This window comes from Mycobacterium triplex (assembly GCF_000689255.1).
Taxonomy (GTDB): domain Bacteria; phylum Actinomycetota; class Actinomycetes; order Mycobacteriales; family Mycobacteriaceae; genus Mycobacterium; species Mycobacterium triplex.
The window spans coordinates 4,521,957-4,543,306 of sequence record NZ_HG964446.1; the positions used below are offsets into that span (position 1 = coordinate 4,521,957).

A 21,350-nucleotide genomic window follows, 5' to 3' on the forward strand; every position below is an offset into this window, starting at 1 on the left:
GGCCGCCTAGGCCGCCACGGTGGCTTTGACGCCGAGAAGGTCTAACGCGTTGTCGCGCATGATCTTTCGGATATCCGACTCGCTGAAGGCGGTGAGTTCCTCGGCGAACGACACCGGCGACTCGAGACCTTCGCCGTGCGGCCAGTCGGAGCCGAACAAGATCTTGTCCACGCCGATGACCTCGGCCAGCTCCGGGAGGTCGTCCTCGTAGTACGGGGCAATCCAGACGTTGTTGCGCAGCTGCTCCACCGGATCCTCGGGGAAGTCGCGCGGCTGGGTGTTGGCCGCCTTCTTCAGGCGCTTGACCAGCCGATGCACGAAATACGAACCGTTTTCGATGCTGACCGCCTTCAGTTTGGGGTGGCGGGTGAAGACACCGTGCACGATCATCGAGGCCATCGTGTCGTGGATCGCCCGGTCGTCGAGCAGCACGTTGTCCAACGGGTCCTTGGCGCCGAACCCTTCGAACGTCGCCTTGCCGCCCCACGCCGCCGCGATGTGCAGATAACCGCTGTCGGACAGGTGGAATCCCACCGGCACCCCCGCCTCGGCCAGCCGGGCCCAGACCGGGTCGTGGCTCGGATGCCCCAGCGACCGCGGCTTGACCAAGCCGGGCACCGGCGCCGGCCGCACCAGCACCAGCTTGGCGCCGCGCGCCAACACGAAGTCGACCTCTTCCCGTGCCTTGGCCGGATCGGCCAGCGAGATGATCGGCGCGGAGATGATGCGGCGATCCGGACGGTCGAAACCCCAGTCCTCGTCAAGCCAGAGGTTGAAGGCGTGCACCGACGCCATCGTCGCCTCGATGTCGTGCTTGAGCGCCTCCTCCACCCCGCACCCGAACGTCGGCAGCATGAAGACGGTGTCGATGTCCTGGGTGTCCATCACGGTGATGCGGGCGTCACGGTTCTGGTACTCCGGGTGTTCGGCCAGCCGCTCGACCTTCATCAGCGACGCCGGGTCGACGCCCTCGGGGATCTCACCGCGGAACAACAGGTCCAAACAGCCCGGCACGATGATCGGGTCGAAGGTGGGGTTGGGGACGAAGTGGTTCACCCGTCCCCCGATCACGGCCAAGGTTCGCTTGCCCTGGGTGACCATCTGCACGCCGCGGGTCTTGAACGGCTTGTCCAGGTGCCGGGTGAACGCATCCAGCGGTTCGTAGTAGTGGTTGTCGACGTCAATCGCCTTGTAGCTCAAGCTGTTCATGATCTTCCTTTCCGGGCGCTACGCGTCGGTTGAGCTGAGTGAAGGAAACCGCGGGGGCCGCTTCTCGAGGAAGCTGGTGATCCCCTCGATGACGTCCGGCCGCGACATCGCCTCGTGCACCAGGACTTCGGAGCGGTCGTTGGCGTCCACAACATCGCGGGTGGTGTCGCCGTAGACCTGACGCTTGATCACCGCCATCGATGCGGGCGAGCAGTTGGCGGCCATGTCCTCGGCGTATTCCAGGGCACGCTTCATCAGGTCGTCGGCCGCCACGACCTCCTTGACCAGGCCCAGCTCGGCGGCCTCCTCGGCGAGAAACGTGCGGCCGCTCAGCAGCAGATCAAGGGTGACTCCCATGCTGGTCAGCCGGGGCAGGATCCAGGAGATCCCGAATTCGGCGATCAGGCCGCGGCGCGAGAACACCGCGCCGAATTTGGCGCCGGCCGCGGCGAACCGGACGTCGCACATCAGCGCCTGGGTCAGACCGATGCCGACGCACGCGCCGTTGACGGCGGCGATGACGGGCTTGCGCAGCGTGGTCACGAAGTGTGGTGGCCGCTCGCCAACCAGGTCGGCCAGGTTCGTCTGGCCCGCCCTGTCCATCGACTCGGCGACCTGGGCCGCCCCGCCCGGCGCGCCGAGGTAGGCGCCGGCGCAGAATCCCCTGCCCCGACCGGTCAGCACGATCACCCGGATGGCGGGGTCGGCTTCGGCACGGTCGATGCCGGCGTAGAACCCCGCGGCGATGTCGGGACCCCACGCATTGAGGCGGTCCGGCCGGTTGAACGTCAGGATCGCGACGCCGCTGTCGGTGGCCTCGTAGAGCACCGCATCGTCGGTGTCGGAGGCACCGTCGCTGCCGGACATCTTCCGCGGCACCTCCTGATGCTTTGACTACGGATTTCGGTGGGCTTTGTACCCATACTGTATACCTATCGGTACTGCATTCCACAACTGCGCTCGCGGCCCCGCGAACCGGCGTCAAACAGCGAATTTCACGATGCGCAACCGTGCTCCCGGCGACGGTGAAAGGCCCGGCCCGCGGCGGCAACGGCAAGGCGAAATCTTCGGCAACGAATGCGAAGCGTTGTTTGGGATAGCGACTCGCCGGGTTACCGACACCCAGGACTTCAAATTCTGGCAGCTAAGGGGACGAGTCGTGAGATCGACAGTGAACGCGGTCGTGCATCGCCTCAAACAGGCGCGGTCGGCGGTGCTCAAGATCCAGGCGGCGTGGGCGGGAACTCAATTCCTGCTCGCGCTGGGACCGCTGGGTGTACTGATCGTGCTCGTCTTGTGGGCGCGACGGCGCCGAAACAGCGACGAGCCTGCGCAGACGGACACCGCGGCGGCGCCTGCGACGAATGCCGGAACCGAAGAAAGCGTGCCGGTGACCGCGAATTCGGCAGCCGCCGCTGCTCAGGGGCCGGCGCACTGAAGCTGTGGCGAGCGCCACGTTCCGATCGTGTTTTCCGCCATCGGGCGGCCGGGAAGAGGTATGGGTGAGACCCACTAGGCAGGAGGAGGGAATCGCCAATGGTTGACGTCATCAGGGGCGTCGTCGAGGACATCGTCGGCAAGGCCAAGGAAGTAGTCGGGACGGTCGCGGGTCGCAACGACTGGATCACCGGAGGTCAGGCGCAGCAGGACAAGGCAGAAGCGCTGCGCAACGCCGCAAAGAAAGAAGCCCAAGCCGACAAGGCTCGCGCCGAAGCGAAAGTTCACCAGGCGCGCCAGCGCGCCGAACAGAACTAGTCGACGTGCCACGTGCGCTAGGCCCGGTCACCACCTCGGTGGCCGGGCCGTCGCATAGGCTTGCGGTACAAGGGATTTGGCATCTAGCTGATGAGGCCGAGCTTGCGATATGCGGCCTCCATCTGGGCTTTGGCCTCGGCCGGCAGCTCTGCCTGCGGGGGGCGCGAATGCGGATAGGCGCCTATCGGCAGGCCCAGTAGCGAAGCGGCGTACTTGAACGCCCCTCCCCAGTGGGTGAAGTAGTCGGCTCGTCCCGGGTAGCAGGTCCACCACGGTCCGATGTCGAGATCGAACTGGTCCAGACCGGACTCGCGACCGTAATCCATTGCCTCGAGCAACTTGTCGGACATCACCAGGTCCCAGTATTCGGAAAACAGCCGCCGCTGCGGGGTTTCGAACAGGTAGCCCGCGGTGCCCAATTGGGCCGGACAGACGATCCCGTCCCGCAGCCATCCGGCCCGGTACACGGTCTTGTCGCATTCCCACACCGCCAGGCCGGGTGCCAGTTCATGCAGCATCCGGCTCGCCGCGGGCCGGAACGCGCCTTCCTTGGTAGCGCACACCGCGGGCACCTCGTGGTAGATCCGCGCGCTCTCGGCAGGGGTCAACACGTAACCCGAAGACGGCGAATTGAACATGCCCAACGCGATATCCGTGCGCGCGGCAACGTATTTGAAGAAGCGCAGCACACCGTCGCCGCCGTGGGCCTCCATCATCGGCGTCTGGATGTAGACGATGTCAGCGCCCGCCTGCTGGGCATGCAATGTCAGATCCAAACAGTCCTTCGCCGACATGGCCGCCGTGCAGGACTGCACCACCACATCCGGATTGATGGCGCGTGATTCCTCGATCGCCACCTCCAGCAAGCGTTTCCGCTCGTCGATCGTCAGCGACCAGAACTCGGAGAGTCCGCTGGTGCACCACAACATCGGGTGCCCGAGATCGCCGACGCAGTAACGCACCAGCGTCCGGTAGGCATCCCAGTCGATGTCGTCGCCATCGGTGCCGCAGAAAGGCGTGTAGAGGGAGTCGCCGATTCCCCGCAACGCTCCGCGCGCCCAGGTGCGCGCCTCAGCAGCTGTCGCCACAGTCCACTCCTTTTGTCTGCCAATCGATTTGAGGCTAGATGAAGTCTGAACCACCGTCGACGTTGATGTTGGCGCCGGTCATGTAAGAGTTGCGCCGCGACGCGAGGAACGCGACGACGGGCCCGATCTCCTCGGGCAAGCCGGCGCGCGGCATGTGCGCCGGATGCCCGAAGTGTTTGTCGATGGCCTCCATCAGCCGATAGGGGTCGCTGCCGTCGACCCCGACCGAGTCTGCCCAGCCGACAAGCGACTCGGACGCGATGCTGCCCGGCGACACCACGTTGACCAGGATCTCGTCTTTGGCCAGCAACAAGGACAGGTTCTTCGAGGCGCTGGTCAGCATCGACTTGGCCGCGGTATAGGCCGGCAGCATGACGCTTTGTCGCTGTGTCGAATGCGCCGAGAAGTTGACGACTCGCGCCCACTGGGCCTTGCGCAGCAGCGGCAGCGCCGAACGCACGCAGCGCACCATCCCCAGCACGCCGTCTTCGACGGCCTCACGCCACTGTTCGTCGGTCAGGTCTTCAAAGCTGCCCGACGCGCCCGGTCCGACGGTATTGACGAGCACGTTGAGTTCGCCGTTCCATCGGCCCGAAATTTCGGCGAACAGGTTGTCGACCGCCGCCGCGTCACCGACGTCGACCGCGAATCCCACGGCATCCGGACTGCCGCGGTCGGTGAGATCGGCCACCGCGCTGTCGAGGGAGGCCTGAGTTCGGCCGACCAGCGCCACCCGGGCGCCGTCCTCGGCCAGGCAACGCGACGCGGCCAAACCCATGCCGCGGCTGCCGCCGACAACTACCGCTGTCGCATTCCGAAGGCCTAAATCCATGGCGATATCCGCGGCTCACGCGGTGGGTCAGCCAATGGCGTGCGTCCGGTCATCTTTGCCCGTCCAGCGTCATATACCAAAAAGCCTACGATAGGTATTACAGTAGCAGATGGAAAAGCGTACGAGAGCCCGATTGACGGTCATACCAGAATGGCGACACGCCTACATATACGCAGGTGGGAGTACATCTGCGGAGTAGATTTGATTCAATCGGTGGCACGGTTTCCAGACCGTACGTGCAGGATACATTTTGATGGAGGTGCCCGTAGTGGCAAAGCAGGCAACCGCTGATAAGCGTCAACGACGCGAACGCGGGTCCATCAACCCCGATGACATCATCAGCGGCGCATTCGAACTCGCGGAGCAGGTGTCGATCGACAACCTGAGCATGCCGCTGCTCGGCAAACACCTCGGCGTCGGCGTTACCAGCATCTACTGGTATTTCCGCAAGAAAGACGACTTGCTCAACGCGATGACCGACCGCGCCTTGAGCAAGTATGTGTTCGCCACGCCCTATGTGGAGGCCAGCGATTGGCGCGAAACCCTGCGCAACCACGCGCGGTCGATGCGTAAGACGTTCATGGGCAACCCAATTCTGTGCGACCTGATTTTGATTCGGGCGGCACTGAGCCCCAAGGCCGCCCGACTGGGCGCCCTGGAGATGGAGAAGGCGATCTCCAATCTGGTCGAGGCCGGCCTCACGCCCGAAGACGCCTTCGACACCTATTCGGCGGTTTCGGTGCACGTCCGCGGCTCGGTGGTGCTACAGCGACTCTACGAAAAGAACCAGTCCTCCGATGTCGGTCCGCGCGCCATCGAGGATGCCGTTGCCATCGACCCCGACAAGACTCCGCTGCTGGCCCAGGTGAGCCGAATCGGTCACCGGATCGGGGCGCCGGACGAAACCAACTTCGAGTACGGCCTCACCTGCATCCTCGACCACGCCAGCCGATTGATCGACGAGGGCTCAAAATCCGCCAAGTCGACGGCGTCTCGGCCGCGCAAGGCGGCCAAGTCCTCCTCGCGGCCCAAGACGACCGCGCACCGCTAGAAGCGAATCCGGTTGCTATGCTTCGGGTTCCGGCACATAGAAGTGCTCGTCGCGTAGCCGGAACGCTTCTTTGGTTCCGTGCTGGGCGCGGGTCTTGACGAAGTTGAATTCGTCCGGCCCGAACTGCAGGTTGGTGCCGTAGGCGTGGAACAGATAGCTCGCGACTTCTTCGCCGTTGTACGCCTGGCTCTGCTCGACAAGGCGGAATGCTTCCTTGGCGATGACGACGCCGTCGGCGGGCATCTTCGCCGCCTTCTCGGCCCAGTACCGGGCGCGGGCGGTCACGGCGCCGGGATCGCATGTGTCGGTGAAGATTCCGAGATGCTCGAGCTCGCCCGCCTCGATGACATCACCGGTCAACAACAGGCGCCGGGCCAGCACCGGCCCGAGCCGGTGGAAGAACATGTGCAGGCTGCCCAGCGCGGGCCCCAGGAACCGCGTCGCCGGCATGCCGATCTTCGTATCGCGTGCGATCACCGAGATGTCGGTCATCAGCGCCATTTCGAAGCCACCACCCAGGGCGTAGCCGGAGATCTCCCCGACCGTCACCTTCGGGAAACCCATGAAGTTGTGGTAGAAGCCAAATGACTTGCGGTCCACCGTAAGTCGCCTGCGCTGACTGGGCCGCCGCTTGGCCGCATCGGACGCCTGGTTCTTGTCGCCATACCAGCCGTATGCGTTGTTCATGTCGGCCCCGGTGGAGAAGACTCCCTCGGCGCCGCGCAGCAGCACCACCGTCAGATCGTCGTCTTCGGCCACCCGGTCCAGGCAGCGGCCGACGGCCTCGCGCATGGCGGCGTCATAGGAGTTGCGCTGCTTGGGATTGTTCAGCGTGATCGTCGCGATTCTCTTGCCGGGATCGACCTCGAAAAGCACCCGATCGTCGTTCGAGCCAGTCATGTCGCCGATTCCTTTCGCCGCCTGCCGAATCGGTATCCGGTCAGCTTGTCCGGCTGCGACGCCAGGGTGTTGACCTCGCCGACGCACAGCACTTCGCCGTCGAGCAGCAGCCGCGCCGTCGACGCGATGCCGCGCTCGACTTGCGAGCGGACGATGTCGAAGTTCAGCTCGGTCAGCAACGGCGTGGGCCGCCGGAAGGTGACGTTGAGCGATCGCGTCTTGCCGGACAGCCCCATGACGCAACTGTGATGCTGGATGACGCAGTCGAAGAACACCGACAGAAACCCGCCGTGCACTAGCCCCGGCGGTCCTTCGTAGACGAGTGGGAAGACGACCCGGCCTTCGGCCTTGTCGGCGTCGAGGTAGTCGAAGGAGTACTCGGGGAAGGACGGGTTGTAGGCGCCGATGTCGGTGGCGTGGTTGAGATAAACCCGGCGCGGATCGTCGTCTGCTTCGCCGATCCGGGGCGCATTGTCCTGCGGGGCCGCAGTTGCGAGCTCGCTTTCCCATTCGCCGAACTTCGCCAGCATCGCGTCCACGGTCGGGTGCGGATGTTCCAGGGAGATTAGCAGCGAACTCAGCCGCCTCATCGCGCCGGCGGCCGCCACGGTTTGTGGAAGGGGCATCTCGCCGAACTTCGCGTCATCCGCGCGTACCGGTGTCCCCTCAGGCATGCGACCCTCTTTCACCGGGCTTTGACCCGGTTGTTCCGTCGGCAGCGATTCCTTGATAGCTTATACAGCGTATCAATCGTATTGCCTACTGTATGGGTAACCGTATCGCTGAGAAAGGCCGGATCCGACGGTGAGTCACGACGCCGATGCGGCCGACGCCGAGGGGTCGGTGACAGCACGCCGGGATGGCGCGATTCTGCGGCTCACCCTTGATCGCCCACAGCGGCGTAATTCGTTGACCCCCTTGATGATCGAGACGCTGGTCCGCGCGCTCACCGAGGCCGCCGCCGACGACGCGTTGCGCGCGATCCACCTGCGCGGCGCCGACGAAGACTTCTGCGCGGGTGCCGACTGGGTCGCCACCAACAGCGGCAGCGCACAGCGCCCGCGAACCGGCGATCTGGTGCGCCGGATTCCACACGCCGCCCACCGGCTGATCGAGCTCGTGCAAACCATCCAGCTGCCGGTGGTCTGCACCGTGCGGGGCTGGGCGGTGGGGATGGGCTGCAATCTCGCGCTGGCCGCCGACTTCACCGTGGCTGCCGACGACGCCGTGTTCTGGGAGCCGTTCATCGAGCGGGGATTCAGCCCGGACTCGGGTGCTAGCTGGCTGCTCCCCCGATTGGTCGGGCTGGCGCGGGCCCGGCGCATGCTGCTGCTCAGCGAGAAAGTGAGTGGGTCCGACGCGGCCGACTGGGGAATGATCCACCAGGCCGCCGGCGCGGCCGAACTCGACGACAGCGTGGAGCAGTTGCTGGCGCGGCTGGCCGACGGGCCAACCGTGGCGCTCGGGCTGGCCAAGCAAGCCCTGCACTACGGCCAGCACGCTTCGCTGAGCCAATCGATGACACAGGAGCTGTTCAACCTGGAACTGTCCTGTCGGACAAAAGATTTCAAAGAAGGCCTGGAAGCCTTTCGGCAACGACGCGCGCCGACATTCGATGGCCGCTGACCTAAGGTTTCGGTCACACCAGTATGAAGGGAACACGGATGCCTGCTGACTCGTTCGACACGATCAACTACGAGGTCGACGGGCATACCGCCACCATCACCCTGAACCGGCCCGAGGCGCTCAACGCGCTGAGCCCACACATGATCACCGAGCTGCGCGCCGCCTACGACGAAGCCGAAAACGACGACGATGTCTGGCTGACGATCGTCACCGGCACCGGCCGCGCATTCTGCACCGGTGCCGACGTCAAAGAAATTCCCGAAGACGGCAAGGTGATCTACGAGCGGCCATACCTGTCGACCTACGACCAGTGGGAAGCCCCCCAGGAGGGCACTCCCCCGTTTCGCACGATGGCCAAGCCGGTGATCACCGCGGTCAACGGAATCTGTTGTGGCGCAGGCATGGATTGGGTCACCACGACAGACATCGTCATCGCATCCGAGCAGGCAACGTTTTTCGATCCGCACGTCAGCATCGGGCTGGTAGCCGGCCGTGAACTGGTGCGGATCTCCCGGGTGCTGCCCCGCTCGATCGCCCTGCGGATGGCGTTGATGGGCAAGCACGAACGGATGAGCGCGGGGCGCGCCTACGAACTCGGATTGATCAGTGAGGTCGTCGAGCACGACCGCCTGTTGGACCGCGCCCGTGAGATCGCCGACATCGTCAACTCCAATGCGCCGCTGGCGGTTCGGGGTACCCGGTTGGCGATCCTGAAGGGCCTGAACGTTCCGCTGCACGAGGCCGAGATCATGGCCGAAACCTTCCGCGAGCGGGTGCTGCGCACCGAGGACGCCGCCGAAGGCCCCAAAGCCTTCGTGGAAAAGCGCAAACCGAATTGGCAGTGCCGGTGAGTACCCCGCGTTTCGAAACCATCCTCCTCGACATCGACGGAGGCGACCATGTCGCCACCATCACGCTGAATCGCCCCGATCAACTCAATGCGTTCAACCGCACGATGTGTGAGGAGATGGCCGAAGCCTGGCGCATCGTCAAGCTCGACGAGTCGGTTCATGCGGTGGTGCTGCGGGCGGCCGGCAGCCGGGCCTTCAGCGCCGGGCTGGACATCAAGACGCCGTACGGGCAACCCGAAAACGTATGGAATCACGAGGATCCCGGCGAATTGCTCAGCCCCAAGTGGCAGAAGATGTTCAAGCCGGTGGTGTGCGCCGTTCAGGGCATGTGCACCGCGGGTGCGTTTTACTTCCTCAACGAGTCCGACGTGGTCATCTGCTCACAAGACGCGACGTTTTTCGACTCGCACGTGTCGGCCGGCCTGGTCTGCGCCCTAGAGCCGATCGGCCTGATGCGCCGTATCGGCCTGGGCGAGACGTTGCGTATCGCGTTGATGGGCAACGACGAACGGGTCAGTGCCGACACCGCGTTGCGGATCGGGTTGGTGTCCGAAGTGGTGGCAACCGACCGGCTGGCCGGGCGTGCTCACGAGATCGCGGCGGCGATCGCGGCCAAGCCGCCGTCGGCGACGCAGGGCACCGTGAAGGCGATCTGGGAGTCGCTGGACAAGCCCTACCGCGCCGCCCTGGAGCAGGGCCTGATCTACACCCGGCTGGGCAACCCGCTGGGCACCGCCGAACTGGCGGCACAGCGGGACGCCGACGGCAAGGGCGCCGAACCAAAGATCCGCTGATGGGCCGTCATCCGCTGAGTCGACGCATCGCCGCCGTGCTGGAGCTGCAGCCGAGCGCACCCGCGATCGAGTACCACGGCCGCTGGCTGTCATGGGGCCAGATCGCCGACGCCGCTCGGGACATGGCGTCGGTGACTGCCGAACACGGCGACAACCCCGCGATCGGAATGCTGCTGCGCAACCGGCCGGCCCAGGTGGCGGCGTTCCTGGGCGTGCTGCTGGGCGGCGGGACCGTGGTCACCATCAATCCGTCCCGCGGCGACGAGCGCACCAGGGCCGACATCGCCGCGCTGCAACTGCCCCTGGTGGTCGGCGAGCCCGACGACCTGGCCACGCTGGTCGCCCCCGGCACGCCGACCATGCCGATCTCCGGGAGCCTCGACGACCCCGGCGAGCCGGCACGCAGCCACGACGGGCCCACCGCCGCAACGGAAATCGCGGTGCGGATGCTGACCAGCGGAACGACGGGACCGCCCAAGCGAATCGACCTCAGCTACGACATGCTTGCGCGCAGTGTGCTGGGCCCCGACCCCGAACACGCGCCGCCGCCGCAGCAGCTGCGACGCGGTGTGGCGATCATGAACTCGCCGCTGGTGCACATCGGCGGCGTCTTCCGGGTGCTGCAGTGCGTCACCGAGGCGAGATCGTTTGTGTTGCTGGAACGCTTCGAGCTCAACGCGTGGGCACAGGCGGTGCGAACGCACCGGCCCCGCGCGGTATCACTGGTGCCGGCCGCGTTGCGGACGGTGTTGCACTCCGACCTGTCGCGGACCGACCTGGACAGCATCCGCGCCGTCACCTGCGGCACCGCCCCGCTGTCGGCCGACGATGCCGACGCGTTCACCGAAAAGTACGGTATACCCGTTCTAACCTCTTATGCAGCAACGGAATTCGGCGGCGGTGTGGCGGGTTGGACACTGGCCGACTACCAGGCCCACTGGAGCACCAAACGGGGTAGCGTCGGGCGGGCCAACCCCGGCGCGCAGCTGCGGGTGGTCGACGACGCCGGCACGCCGCTGGGGGCCGACCAGGTCGGTCTGCTGGAGGTCAAGCCGGGTCAGCTCGGCCCATCGACGCAGTGGATGCGGACCACGGATCTGGCGCGTATCGACGCCGACGGCTTCCTCTGGATCGTCGGGCGCGCCGATCAGGCAATCATCCGCGGCGGGTTCAAGGTGATGCCCGACGACGTCCGCGTAGCCCTGGAGAGCCACCCCGCGGTGGCGGGCGCCGCCGTGATCGGCCGACCCGACGCCCGCCTGGGCGAGACACCGGTCGCGATGGTGGAGCTGCGCGGCTCCCCCGGCACCGATACCGACACTTTGGTGGAGTATCTGCGAACGCGATTGGCCCGCTACGAGATTCCGACCGAGATCGCGATCGTCGACACGATTCCGCGCACCGCGTCGGGCAAAGCCGACCTGAGCCAGATCCGGCGCTTCTTCGACGCGGCACAGCGCGACCATGCCCGGTGATTCCACGGTCGCCGACGTCCTGCGGCATCAAGCCCGATCGCGCGATCGCCATCCCCTTCTCGTCTGCGATGCCCACCGCATCACCTATGCCGAAGCCGACGCCCGATCGGCGCGGCTCGCGCGCGGGCTGATCGCGCTGGGTGCCGGCAAGGGGACCCACGTGGGCCTGCTCTACCCCAACGGCACCGACTTCGTCGTCGCGATGCTGGCCGCCGCGCGCATCGGCGCGGTGGTGGTGCCGTTCTCGACGTTCGTCACCGCGCGTGAGATGCGCGAGCAGCTGATCGACAGCGACGTCGAAATCCTGTTGTCCGCAGCGTCTTATCGCTCCCACGACTACGTGCAGCGATTGGGCGAAGTCCTGGCGGACGCCGATCTGGATTCTCGGCTGTTTTCACCCGCGGCCCCGCATCTGCGCCACGTCGCGATCACCCACGAGACGGTGTGCCGACGAGCCGGCGCCGTCGACCCGCAGCTGCTGGCGGCGATGGAGGCCGATGTCTACGGTTGCGACCCGCTGGCCATCGTCTACACGTCGGGATCCACCAGCGCTCCCAAAGGCGTGGTGCACACCCACGCCGGGCTGCTCGAGCATCAGCGCAACCTCAACACGATTCGGGGTTTGACCGCGGCGGACAAGCTGTTCTGCAATTCGCCGTTCTTCTGGATCGGCGGTTTGGCGTTCGGCCTGCTGGCCACCTTGGTGGCGGGCTCGACCTTGGTGTGTTCCAACGCGGTTGACCCCGGGGCGACACTCGACCTGCTGGAAGCCGAAAAGCCAACCATGACCAACGGATTCGCCGCCGGGATCGCACACCTGGCCGACCACCCCAGCTACGCCGGCCGGGATCTGTCGTCGCTGCGGCGGGGCAACCTGTACCCGATCATGGCCCCCGACACGCGACCGGCCGACCCGGAACTGCGGCACAATATGCTCGGCATGACCGAGGCCGGCAGCGTCGTGCTGATCGCCGGGGATGAATCCGACCAACCCGAAGCGCGTCGCGGCTCGTTCGGCAAGCCCGCACCCGGATTCGAGACGATGGTGGTCGACCCCGACACGCTGAAAAGCGTTGCCCTCGGCGAGGTCGGCGAACTGTGCATCCGCGGGCCGTATGTGATGCAGGGCTACTACAAGCGCGCACGGGAAGAGTGCTTCGACGCCGACGGTTGGTTGCATACCGGCGATTTGGTCCGCACGGATGCCGACGGATTCGTCTATTTCGTCGGCCGCCGGCGCGCGATGATCAAAACGGCCGGCGCGAATGTCTCGGCGGCCGAGGTGGAGAAGGCCATCACCAAGGTCACCGGCGGCGCGCCGGCGTACGTCATCGGCCTGCCCGACGACCGGCGCGGGCAACTCGTCGCCGCGGTGGTGGTCCGGCCCGACGGCGCGGCGGCGCTCGACGACGCCACGCTGACCGAACGACTCAAATCCGAACTGTCCGCGTACAAGATCCCCAAGCGGTTCATCACGCTTGCGCGCGCGGACGTGCCACTGATGTCCAGCGGCAAGGTCGACATGCGGCAACTCCGGATGTTCTTCGATGCCTGACACCATCGACGAGCTGGTGCGGTTTCGCGCCGAGGACGACGGGGACACACCGATGGTGATCGATCCGACGTGCCGGGTCAGCTATCGCGACCTCGATTCGGCCACACGCGAACTGGCCGCGGCGTTCGTCGAAGCCGGCGTGGGCAAGGGTACCCGCGTGGGTTTGATCATGCCCAACAGCGCCCGCTGGGTCCAGGTCGCCATCGCACTGACCCGCATCGGCGCGGTGTTGGTTCCGTTGAGCACCTTGCTGGCCGCCCGCGAACTCGTCGCGCAGCTGCGCGTGGCGGCCGTGCAATTTCTGGTGAGCGTCGACGAATTTCGGGGTCATCGGTATCTCGATGACCTGCAGGCGGTGCCGCGTTCCGAACTTCCTGCGCTACGCCAAGTCTGGTCGATCTCCCAGCTTGACGACGCGACGGCCAGCGCGGGCGCGCGCGGGATCATCGACGCCATGACCGCGACGGTCACCGCCGCCGACCCGCTGGTCATCATGTTCACCTCCGGTAGCAGTGGCACCCCGAAGGGGGTCGTGCACTCGCACGGCAACGCGTTGGGTGCCGTACGGTCGGGGCTGGCGGCGCGGTGCATCACCTCCGACACCCGGCTGTATCTGCCGATGCCGTTTTTCTGGGTGGGCGGTTTCGGCAGCGGAATACTGTCCGCGCTGCTGGCCGGCGCCACCCTGGTGACCGAGGAGATCCCCCGTCCCGAAACCACGCTGCGACTGCTGGAGCGCGAGCGCGTCAACCTGTTTCGCGGCTGGCCCGATCAGGCCGAGGCGTTGGCCCGGCACGCGAGCACGGCCGGCGTCGACCTCTCGGCACTGCGGCCGGGCAGCCTGGAGGCCCTGCTGCCGCCCGAGCAGCGGGCCCGGCCGGGCGCCCGGGCCACGCTGTTCGGCATGACGGAGGCATTCGGACCGTACTGCGGCTACCCCGCCGACACCGACATGCCCGAGACGGCGTGGGGCAGCTGCGGAAAACCGTTCGACGGCATCCAAGTCCGCATCGTCGACATCGACACCGGGGAGCCCGTCGCGGCGGGAACCGCGGGTGAGATCCAGCTCCGCGGACCGCACACGATGCGCGGCATCTGCGGCCGCAGCCGCGAAGAGTTGTTCACCGTCGACGGCTTTTACCCGACCGGCGACCTTGGCCATCTCGACGAGGACGGGTTCCTGTTCTATCACGGGCGATCCGATGACATGTTCAAAGTCAGCGGCGCCACGGTCTATCCGAGCGAGGTCGAGCGAGCGCTCCGCACGATCGACGGCATCGACAACGCCGTCGTCACCAATGTGCCCGGCGCCGCGGGTGACCGGGTGGGCGCGGCGGTGGTGTGCGCCAACCGCGCGCTGACCGCCGAGCAGTTGCGCGACTCCGCGAAAGCCGTGCTGAGCGCCTTCAAGGTGCCGACGGTGTGGCTCCTGCTGGACTCCGACGACGGCCTTCCGCGCGGCGGCACCGGCAAGGTCGACATCCGCCGGGTGCGGGAGATGTTGGTCGACGTCGACCGGCTCTAGGGGACGCGCGTCCAGGGTTGACAGTTCAGCGACTCGAAGGCCTTCACCGAAGTGTTGATGTTCGCGAACATCGGACCGATGGAGGTGTTGGTCTGCAGGACGTGGTCCTTGTTCGCGTCGGGCGTGCTGTAGGTAAACCACGAGCACATCGAGTCTTGGGTCGGCACGTTGTTGATCCAAACGCCGAACGCCGAACCCGACCCGCCCGTGTGATACAGGCCCGGTGCGATGTCGGGCCCGACGACGAAGACACCATTGCCGGGGATCGGGTCGAGCAGGTCGGCATGGGCGGGTGCCGCGAACGCGATGGCTGTCGCGGTTGCCACCAAGAGGGCCGATGTGCGAAGCGTTGGAGTCATCTTCTTCTCTCCAATCGTTTGCCCACCCTGCTGGCAGCGTATGCCCAATCCGGCTGTGCTACAAGAGATGGCGACGGGCCCCGGATACCGCAGAACGCGGTAAGCGGCCGGCGCGGGAGTGCCCGTCGAGGACATCGTCATGGATCAGCACATCGAAAGCCAGGTGCAGCCGCATGGGCCTGGTCACCGACTGGCTCCAGGTGAGCCGGGTGCCACCCTCGGCCGGCTCACTCGTAAGGTCTTGCAACGCAACGGTTTCATCCTGGTAGGTCGCCGTACCGGCAAGCCCGTCGCGATGTTGGGTGAACGCGTAGCGCACCGCCAGCGTGCCGATGGGCGTTTTGATCTTCACGTCCCAGTCGCCTTCGATGCTCAACCTAGACCTCCACAGGTTCTCGGCCCACGGGCCGCCATACGGTGCCCCGTCGCTCGTATTCGAAGAGCCGCTCGACGGCGTGGGCGATTCGCGGGCCGTAGCAGCGTTCGAGCAGGTGCAGGGCCAAATCGAGGCCCGAGGTCACGCCGCCGGCGGTGACGAGATCTCCGTCGTCGACGACCCGGGCCGCCACCGGGTGCACACCCGCGGCCTCGAGCAGGTCCAGACCCAGATGATGGGTCGCGGCGTGGCGTCCTTCGATCAGCCCCGACATCGCCATCACCACCGAACCACCACACACCGCTGCCACCGTTACGTCCGGGTTGGCAAATGCGTTGCGCAGCAGCGGAGTCAGTTCGGTCTGCGCCGCCCGGGCCAACAGCACCGGGATGGTCTCGTCGCCGTCATCGGGGTCACCGACGATCGGCCCGCTGGCGCCGGGGACAATCACGCACCCGGGTTCGGACGGATCGAGCGCGGCGGTGGCGGCCAGCGCCAGACCGCGGGTGCCGCTTGTCACGGTACGAGGGCCCTCCGCTGCTACCAATGTCACCCAGAGTTCGCCCAAGACCATCCCCGCGCCGCCGGCGAGAACTTCGAACGGAGCGATGACATCCAACGGGTCGAACCCGTCGTACAACACAATTTGCGCATGCACCCCGCCATGTTCTCCGGTCGCCGCGCATCGGACCAGCGGCAGCATTGCCACATTGCGCCGCTATATTGCCAAAGCCTTGCTGCTCTTGGAGCAGCCTGACAGCATCGAAAGCGTCTCGCGCCGAGTGGGTTTCGCGTCAGCGACGTTTCGTCGACACGCGGGATCAAAGCACCTAGGCCGTGCCGGTCTCTTCGGTCACCACACCCCGCGCGACGAGGTGATCGATCAGCGGAATCGCCCCGGCGGCGAGATGTTCCGACATCGCCGCCCGGGCAAGTTTGTCGTCGTGAATCTCGAGCGCGGCCAAGATCTCCCGATGGTCCTTGATCGACTGGCTCGGCCAGCCCTCGATCGAGGGAAACACCGACTCGGGGGCGTACCGGGTGATCTGCGACATCAGCTGAGCCAGCTTTGGCGACTCCGCGGCCACATTGATGGCCCGGTGAAACTCGTGGTTCAGCCGCACCGTGCGCTCGTGGTCGTCGCCGGCATAGGCCTGCTCCAATTGGGCCTGCAGTTCCTTGAGCTCAAGCAGCTGCTCGGGGGTGATGTTGACCGCGGCCCGCGCGGCCAGCTCCCCACCGACATGTGCCTGCACGTTGGCGACGTCGGTGACGTCTCGCCCGGTCACCGGCAACACCACGAACCCGCGGCGCGGCTGCTGGGCGATCAACCCTTCGGCGCGCAGCGCGAACAGCGCCTCGCGGACCGGTGTGACACTGATCCCCAACTCGGCCGCGAGTTGGTCCAGCCGAACGTACGACCCCGCGGCATAGACGCCGTCGAATATCCGTCCACGGATAATCCGCGCGACGTCCTCGGAAAGTTGAGGCCGCGCAGCGAAATCCGGAACGCTCATCTGGTCACACCTGGTATTCGGCGAGCAGTCGCTTGCTGATGATGTTCTTCTGGATTTCGCTGGTTCCCTCGCCGATCAGCAGGAACGGCGCGTCACGCATCAATCGCTCGATCTCGTATTCCTTGGAATAGCCGTAGCCACCGTGAATCCGGAAGCTTTGTTGGGTGACCTCGGTGCAGTACTCGCTGCACAGATATTTGGCCATACCGGCGGCGACGTCGTTGCGCTCGCCCGAATCCTTCAGGCGCGCCGCGTTGACCATCATCAGGTGTGCCGCTTCGACTTTCGTTGCCATCTCGGCCAGCTGGAATGCGATCGCCTGGTGCTCGGCGATCGGCTTGCCGAACGTCTGGCGCTGTTGCGCGTAGCGCACCGCGAGCTCGAACGCGCGCAGCCCGACTCCGCATGCTCGCGCCGACACATTGACCCGGCCGACCTCGATACCGTCCATCATCTGGAAGAAGCCCTGCCCGGTGGCGCCGCCGAGAACGTCGTCGGCGCCGGCCTGATAGCCGTCGAAAATCATCTCGGTGGTTTCGATGCCCTTGTAGCCCAGCTTGTCGATCTTGCCCGGAATATGCAGCCCGGGAACGACTTCGCCGAACCCGACCGGCTTCTCGACCAGGAACGCGGTCAGGTTGCGGTGCGGCTTGTCCGAGCCCTCGTCGGTACGCACCAGCACCGCCACCAGCGTGGAGGTGGCGCCGTTGGTCAGCCACATCTTCTGACCGTCGATGGTGTAGGTGCCGTCGGAATTGCGGCGGGCCCGGGTGCGGATCGCCGCAACGTCAGACCCCAGCTCCGGCTCCGACATCGAAAAGGCGCCACGGGTCTCGCCGCCGGCCATCCGCGGCAAAAAGCGCTGCTTCTGCTCGTCGGTGCCGTGCTGGCGCAGCATGTAGGCCACGATGAAATGCGTGTTGAGCACGCCGGATACGCTCATCCAGCCCCGGGCCAGCTCCTCGACGCATAGCGCGTAGGTCAGCAGCGACTCCCCCAGCCCGCCGTACTCCTGCGGAATCATCAACCCGAACAGGCCCATCTCGCGCATCTGGTCGACGATGTGCTGGGGGTAGGTGTCGCCGCGTTCGAGCTCGGCCGCGTTGGGGATGACTTCCTTCTCGACGAATTGGCGCACCGTGGCGATGATCTCGGTCTGGAATTCGGTCAGCCCGAGGGTTTGGGCGAGCTTGGTCATCTGCGCTCCGTTCAGCCGATGATGTTGGTGCTGGTCAGCCGCTCGATGTCGGCGGGCGTCAACCCCAGGCGCTGGCCAAGGATGTCGGCAGTGTCCTGGCCCAGCGGGGGCGCGGGCTGGCTGTACGCGTGGACCCCGTCGAACGCGGCCGGTAGGCCGGTGGCCAGATATTCACCGACTCCCGGTTGGTTCAGCGGGGAAAATAGTGGATTGCCAGTCACTTTCGGGTCCTCGACCACCTCCGCGAAGGTGCGGTAGCGCTCGAACAACACGGTGGTGCGCGACAGCGCCGCGGTCACTTGCTCGGCCGTGTGCTCGGCGAACCATGCCGCGAACAAGCCGGACAACACGTCACGATACCTGTAGCGGTCGCCTTCGACCTTGAAGTCCACACCAAGCGCCTCGGCCAGCGCGGCCACCGCGGACTCCGTGCCGGTCACCTCGACCATGTCGCGAAAGTGCCTGGGAGTCAACAAGACCACCATGAACGCCACTCCGTCGGAACTGGTGAAGTCCTGGCCGTACTGGCCGTAGATCGCGTTGCCCAGACGCTCCCGCTGGGTCCCGCTCACCTGGGGCTCGGTCAACAATCCCAGATTTCCGGCCGTGGCCAGCGCGACATCCTCGAGCGCGAGGGTGATCCGCGCACCCGCCCCGGACCGCTCGCGCCGGTGCAGCGCAGAGACGACGGCCAGCGCCGCATACAGGCCGCAGCACACATCCCAGGCCGGCAGCACGTGGTTGATCGGGCCGGCGTGGTCGGCAGGACCGGTCACCAATGGATACCCGATGGCCGCGTTGACGGTGTAGTCCACCCCGGTGGACCCGTCACCGCGACCGAGCAGCTGCACGTGGATGACGTCGGAACGCTTGGCGGCCAACAGATCATGACTCAGCCAGGGCAACACCGCGTTGGTCACCACGATCCCGTCGCCCTCGGTGATCAGCCGCTGCACGAGTTCCTGGCCCTCGCCCGAGCGCACATCGATGGTGGCCGAGCGCTTCCCCCTGTTCAGCCCGGTCCAGTAAATCGAGGTGCCGTCGGCGGCCAGGGGCCACCGCTTCACGTCCGAGGCGCCGCCGATGGGGTCGACGCGGATCACCTGGGCCCCCAGCTGGTTCAGCGTCACACCGCACAGCGGTGCCGCCACGAAGCTGGATATCTCGATGACGGTTACCCCGTCGAGCGGCTGCACGTCAGACGACCCGTTCGAAGATCGCGGCCAGCCCCTGGCCGCCGCCGATGCACATTGTCTCCAGCCCGTAGCGCGCCTGGCGGCGGGTGAGCTCCCGCGCCAGCGTCGCGAGCATCCGGCCGCCGGTCGCGCCGACCGGGTGGCCCAGCGAGATTCCCGAGCCGTGCACGTTGGTCCTATCGAAATCGCTCGTGCCGAACTTCCATTCGCGAGTCACCGCAAGCACTTGAGCGGCAAAGGCTTCGTTGAGCTCGATCAGATCGATGTCGGACAACTGCAAACCGGCCTTGGCCAGCGCGGCCTCGGTGGCGGGCACGGGGCCGATACCCATGATCTTGGGCGCCACGCCGGCAAGTCCCCACGACACCATGCGAACCAGCGGTGTCAGGCCGTATTCGGCTGCCTTGTCCCGCGTGGTCACCACACACATGGACGCGGCGTCGTTTTGGCCGCTGGCGTTGCCGGCGGTGACCGTCGCTTCCGGATCATCCTTGCCCAGAACCGGTTTCAGTTTGCTCAACGACTCGACCGAGGTGTCGGCGCGGGGATGCTCGTCGGTGTCGATCAATTCCTCGCCCTTTCGGTTCCGGACGGTCACCGCAACGATCTCCTCGGCCAGGATGCCGTCCTTCTGCGCGGCCACCGCGCGCTGATGCGACCGCACCGCGAGCTCGTCCTGCTCCTGGCGGGATATGCCGTATCGACGGCGCAAGTTCTCGGCCGTTTCCAGCATCCCGCCCGCAACCGGGTAGTGGCGGCCGCCGGCGGTTGTGCGCCCACGCGCCAGCCCGTCGTGCACCTGAACGCCGTTTCTTGCGCCCCAACGCATGTCGGTGGAGTAGAACGCGACGTTGCTCATGCTTTCGCATCCCCCGGCGACGACGAGGTCATTGTCGCCGGCACCCACTTGCAGGCACGCCTGAATGACGGCCTGCAGGCCCGACCCGCAGCGACGGTCCACCTGCATGCCGGGCACCGTCACCGGCAGGCCGGCATCCAAGGCCACCACGCGTCCGATCGCGGGCGCATCGCTGTTGGGATAGCAGTGCCCGACGATCACGTCTTGCACGGCGTCGGGCGCCAACCCGGTTCGCTCCAGCAGCCCTTTCAGCGCGGTGACCCCGAGGTCGACGGCGGACAGCGAGGAGAACATTCCGCCATAGCGGCCGATCGGTGTCCGGACCGGCTCGCAGATGACGACGTCGGGACTCATAGGTGGCGACCGCCGGTGATTTCCATGACCGTGCCGGTCATGTACGACGACAGGTCGGACGCCAGGAACAGCGCCACGCTGGCGACCTCGCTGGGCTCGCCGGCCCGACCCATCGGCACCTCGGCCACCTTCGAGTCCCAAATGCGTTGCGGCATAGCCTCTGTCATCGCGGAGCGGATCAATCCGGGAGCGATCGCATTCACCCGCACACCCAGGTAGGCCAACTCCTTGGCGGCCGCCTTGGTCATGCCGACGATGCCGGCCTTGGCCGCCGAGTAATTGGTCTGGCCGACCATGCCCACCTTGCCCGAAACCGAGGACATGTTGATGATCGCGCCCCGCTTGTTCTCCCGCATGATCGCCGCCGCCAACCGGGTACCGTTCCAGGTCCCCTTCAGATGCACGTTGATGACCTGGTCGAACTGCTCCTCGGTCATCTTGCGCATCGTCGCGTCGCGGGTGATCCCGGCGTTGTTGACCATGATGTCCAGGCCACCGAAATGCTCGACGGCGGTCTGGATCAGGGCCTCGACCTCCGACGACTGGGTGACATCGCACCGCACCGCGACCGCGACGTCCTCACCGCCGAGCCGCTTGGCCACCACTTGGGTTTCCTCGAGGTTGACATCGCCGAGCACCACGCGCGCACCCTCGGCGACAAAGCGCTCCGCGATGGCCAGCCCCAGTCCCTGCGCTCCGCCCGTGATCACCGCGGTCTGACCTGCCAACAACGACATCTGGATCCACATCCTTCACTGTTTTCGCCACCATCGGGTACGTCTGAGGCAAATATCATATTTGATATAGGATCCTGCCCTGGACCGGGGTAT

General features: G+C 66.1%; 23 protein-coding genes. 9 read left to right on the forward strand and 14 right to left on the reverse strand.

The genetic code is table 11. The annotated features are described in order from the left end of the window. Positions 1 to 6 precede the first annotated feature (6 nt). Positions 7 to 1,209, reverse strand: a complete 1,203-nt coding sequence (locus BN973_RS20845) for an amidohydrolase family protein (RefSeq protein ID WP_036470603.1) — start codon at positions 1,207 to 1,209, stop codon at positions 7 to 9. A gap of 18 nt (positions 1,210 to 1,227) precedes the next feature. Next, positions 1,228 to 2,076: an enoyl-CoA hydratase gene (locus tag BN973_RS20850; RefSeq protein WP_036472803.1), complete on the reverse strand. Its 849-nt coding sequence runs from the start codon at positions 2,074 to 2,076 to the stop codon at positions 1,228 to 1,230. A 292-nt stretch (positions 2,077 to 2,368) separates the two neighbouring features. Here BN973_RS20850 and BN973_RS20855 point away from each other — a divergent pair, with 292 nt between their 5' ends. Together BN973_RS20855 and mbp1 are read left to right on the forward strand one after the other, a co-directional pair. Further along, positions 2,369 to 2,647 carry a hypothetical protein gene (locus tag BN973_RS20855; protein WP_139830074.1) on the forward strand — a complete coding sequence of 93 codons (279 nt, stop codon included), beginning with the start codon at positions 2,369 to 2,371 and terminating at the stop codon, positions 2,645 to 2,647. Positions 2,648 to 2,745: 98 nt separating this feature from the next. After that, positions 2,746 to 2,964, forward strand: coding sequence for a microaggregate-binding protein 1 (mbp1, locus tag BN973_RS20860; protein WP_036470605.1), 219 nt, complete (start codon positions 2,746 to 2,748; stop codon positions 2,962 to 2,964). 83 nt (positions 2,965 to 3,047) lie between these two features. Here the strand turns inward: mbp1 and BN973_RS20865 are convergent, their stop codons facing one another. Both BN973_RS20865 and BN973_RS20870 read right to left on the reverse strand, forming a co-directional pair. Continuing rightward, complete coding sequence (locus tag BN973_RS20865) at positions 3,048 to 4,052, reverse strand: dihydrodipicolinate synthase family protein (RefSeq protein ID WP_036470608.1); 1,005 nt, start codon at positions 4,050 to 4,052, stop codon at positions 3,048 to 3,050. Between the two features lie 34 nt (positions 4,053 to 4,086). Then, on the reverse strand, positions 4,087 to 4,884 hold the full coding sequence (locus tag BN973_RS20870) for an SDR family NAD(P)-dependent oxidoreductase (RefSeq protein WP_036470610.1): 798 nt from the start codon (positions 4,882 to 4,884) through the stop codon (positions 4,087 to 4,089). Between the two features lie 253 nt (positions 4,885 to 5,137). On the opposite strand from BN973_RS20870, the gene BN973_RS20875 reads away from it, so the two are divergent. Next, a complete protein-coding gene (locus BN973_RS20875; protein ID WP_036470612.1) occupies positions 5,138 to 5,935 on the forward strand; it encodes a TetR/AcrR family transcriptional regulator in 798 nt (265 codons plus the stop codon). A gap of 15 nt (positions 5,936 to 5,950) precedes the next feature. Here BN973_RS20875 and BN973_RS20880 read toward each other — a convergent pair whose 3' ends face one another. Further along, a complete protein-coding gene (locus tag BN973_RS20880) occupies positions 5,951 to 6,835 on the reverse strand; it encodes an enoyl-CoA hydratase/isomerase family protein (RefSeq protein ID WP_036470614.1) in 885 nt (294 codons plus the stop codon). Continuing rightward, positions 6,832 to 7,509 (reverse strand): hotdog family protein, encoded by a 678-nt coding sequence (locus BN973_RS20885; RefSeq protein WP_036472804.1) that lies wholly within the window; start codon positions 7,507 to 7,509, stop codon positions 6,832 to 6,834. Before BN973_RS20885 ends, BN973_RS20880 begins: the two co-directional genes overlap by 4 nt. Positions 7,510 to 7,639: 130 nt before the next feature. On the opposite strand from BN973_RS20885, the gene BN973_RS20890 reads away from it, so the two are divergent. The 6 genes from BN973_RS20890 to BN973_RS20915 are packed head-to-tail and all read left to right on the forward strand — an operon-like array spanning position 7,640 to position 14,661. Then, positions 7,640 to 8,461 carry an enoyl-CoA hydratase/isomerase family protein gene (locus BN973_RS20890; RefSeq protein ID WP_036470616.1) on the forward strand — a complete coding sequence of 274 codons (822 nt, stop codon included), beginning with the start codon at positions 7,640 to 7,642 and terminating at the stop codon, positions 8,459 to 8,461. Positions 8,462 to 8,499: 38 nt separating this feature from the next. After that, entirely contained in the window at positions 8,500 to 9,312 is an 813-nt protein-coding gene (locus BN973_RS20895; protein ID WP_036472805.1) for an enoyl-CoA hydratase/isomerase family protein, read from the forward strand. Then, positions 9,303 to 10,106, forward strand: coding sequence for an enoyl-CoA hydratase/isomerase family protein (locus BN973_RS20900; protein WP_036470617.1), 804 nt, complete (start codon positions 9,303 to 9,305; stop codon positions 10,104 to 10,106). Before BN973_RS20895 ends, BN973_RS20900 begins: the two co-directional genes overlap by 10 nt. Continuing rightward, positions 10,106 to 11,581 carry a class I adenylate-forming enzyme family protein gene (locus BN973_RS20905; protein WP_036470621.1) on the forward strand — a complete coding sequence of 492 codons (1,476 nt, stop codon included), beginning with the start codon at positions 10,106 to 10,108 and terminating at the stop codon, positions 11,579 to 11,581. The genes BN973_RS20900 and BN973_RS20905 overlap by 1 nt, the downstream gene beginning before the upstream one ends. Then, the gene (locus tag BN973_RS20910; RefSeq protein WP_036470623.1) at positions 11,571 to 13,136 is read left to right on the forward strand and encodes a class I adenylate-forming enzyme family protein; all 1,566 of its coding nucleotides are present in this window, start codon (positions 11,571 to 11,573) and stop codon (positions 13,134 to 13,136) included. Before BN973_RS20905 ends, BN973_RS20910 begins: the two co-directional genes overlap by 11 nt. Further along, entirely contained in the window at positions 13,129 to 14,661 is a 1,533-nt protein-coding gene (locus tag BN973_RS20915; RefSeq protein ID WP_036470624.1) for a class I adenylate-forming enzyme family protein, read from the forward strand. The genes BN973_RS20910 and BN973_RS20915 overlap by 8 nt, the downstream gene beginning before the upstream one ends. On the opposite strand, the gene BN973_RS20920 is transcribed toward BN973_RS20915, so the two are convergent. From BN973_RS20920 to fabG, 8 genes are all read right to left on the reverse strand, one after another. Next, positions 14,658 to 15,020, reverse strand: coding sequence for a hypothetical protein (locus BN973_RS20920; protein ID WP_036470626.1), 363 nt, complete (start codon positions 15,018 to 15,020; stop codon positions 14,658 to 14,660). The genes BN973_RS20915 and BN973_RS20920 overlap by 4 nt on opposite strands. Positions 15,021 to 15,078: 58 nt before the next feature. Beyond that, positions 15,079 to 15,396, reverse strand: a complete 318-nt coding sequence (locus tag BN973_RS20925) for a hypothetical protein (RefSeq protein WP_036470628.1) — start codon at positions 15,394 to 15,396, stop codon at positions 15,079 to 15,081. Position 15,397: 1 nt separating this feature from the next. Further along, on the reverse strand, positions 15,398 to 16,054 hold the full coding sequence (locus tag BN973_RS20930) for a DJ-1/PfpI family protein (protein WP_036472806.1): 657 nt from the start codon (positions 16,052 to 16,054) through the stop codon (positions 15,398 to 15,400). Positions 16,055 to 16,226: 172 nt separating this feature from the next. Next, positions 16,227 to 16,913, reverse strand: a complete 687-nt coding sequence (locus tag BN973_RS20935; RefSeq protein ID WP_036470629.1) for a GntR family transcriptional regulator — start codon at positions 16,911 to 16,913, stop codon at positions 16,227 to 16,229. Positions 16,914 to 16,917: 4 nt separating this feature from the next. Next, positions 16,918 to 18,111, reverse strand: a complete 1,194-nt coding sequence (locus tag BN973_RS20940; protein ID WP_036470630.1) for an acyl-CoA dehydrogenase family protein — start codon at positions 18,109 to 18,111, stop codon at positions 16,918 to 16,920. An 11-nt stretch (positions 18,112 to 18,122) separates the two neighbouring features. Next, on the reverse strand, positions 18,123 to 19,307 hold the full coding sequence (locus tag BN973_RS20945; RefSeq protein WP_036470631.1) for a CoA transferase: 1,185 nt from the start codon (positions 19,305 to 19,307) through the stop codon (positions 18,123 to 18,125). 1 nt (position 19,308) lies between these two features. Continuing rightward, positions 19,309 to 20,520 carry an acetyl-CoA C-acetyltransferase gene (locus BN973_RS20950; RefSeq protein WP_036470633.1) on the reverse strand — a complete coding sequence of 404 codons (1,212 nt, stop codon included), beginning with the start codon at positions 20,518 to 20,520 and terminating at the stop codon, positions 19,309 to 19,311. After that, positions 20,517 to 21,257: a 3-oxoacyl-ACP reductase FabG gene (gene fabG / locus BN973_RS20955; RefSeq protein WP_036472807.1), complete on the reverse strand. Its 741-nt coding sequence runs from the start codon at positions 21,255 to 21,257 to the stop codon at positions 20,517 to 20,519. Before fabG ends, BN973_RS20950 begins: the two co-directional genes overlap by 4 nt. Between the last annotated feature and the right edge of the window lie 93 nt (positions 21,258 to 21,350).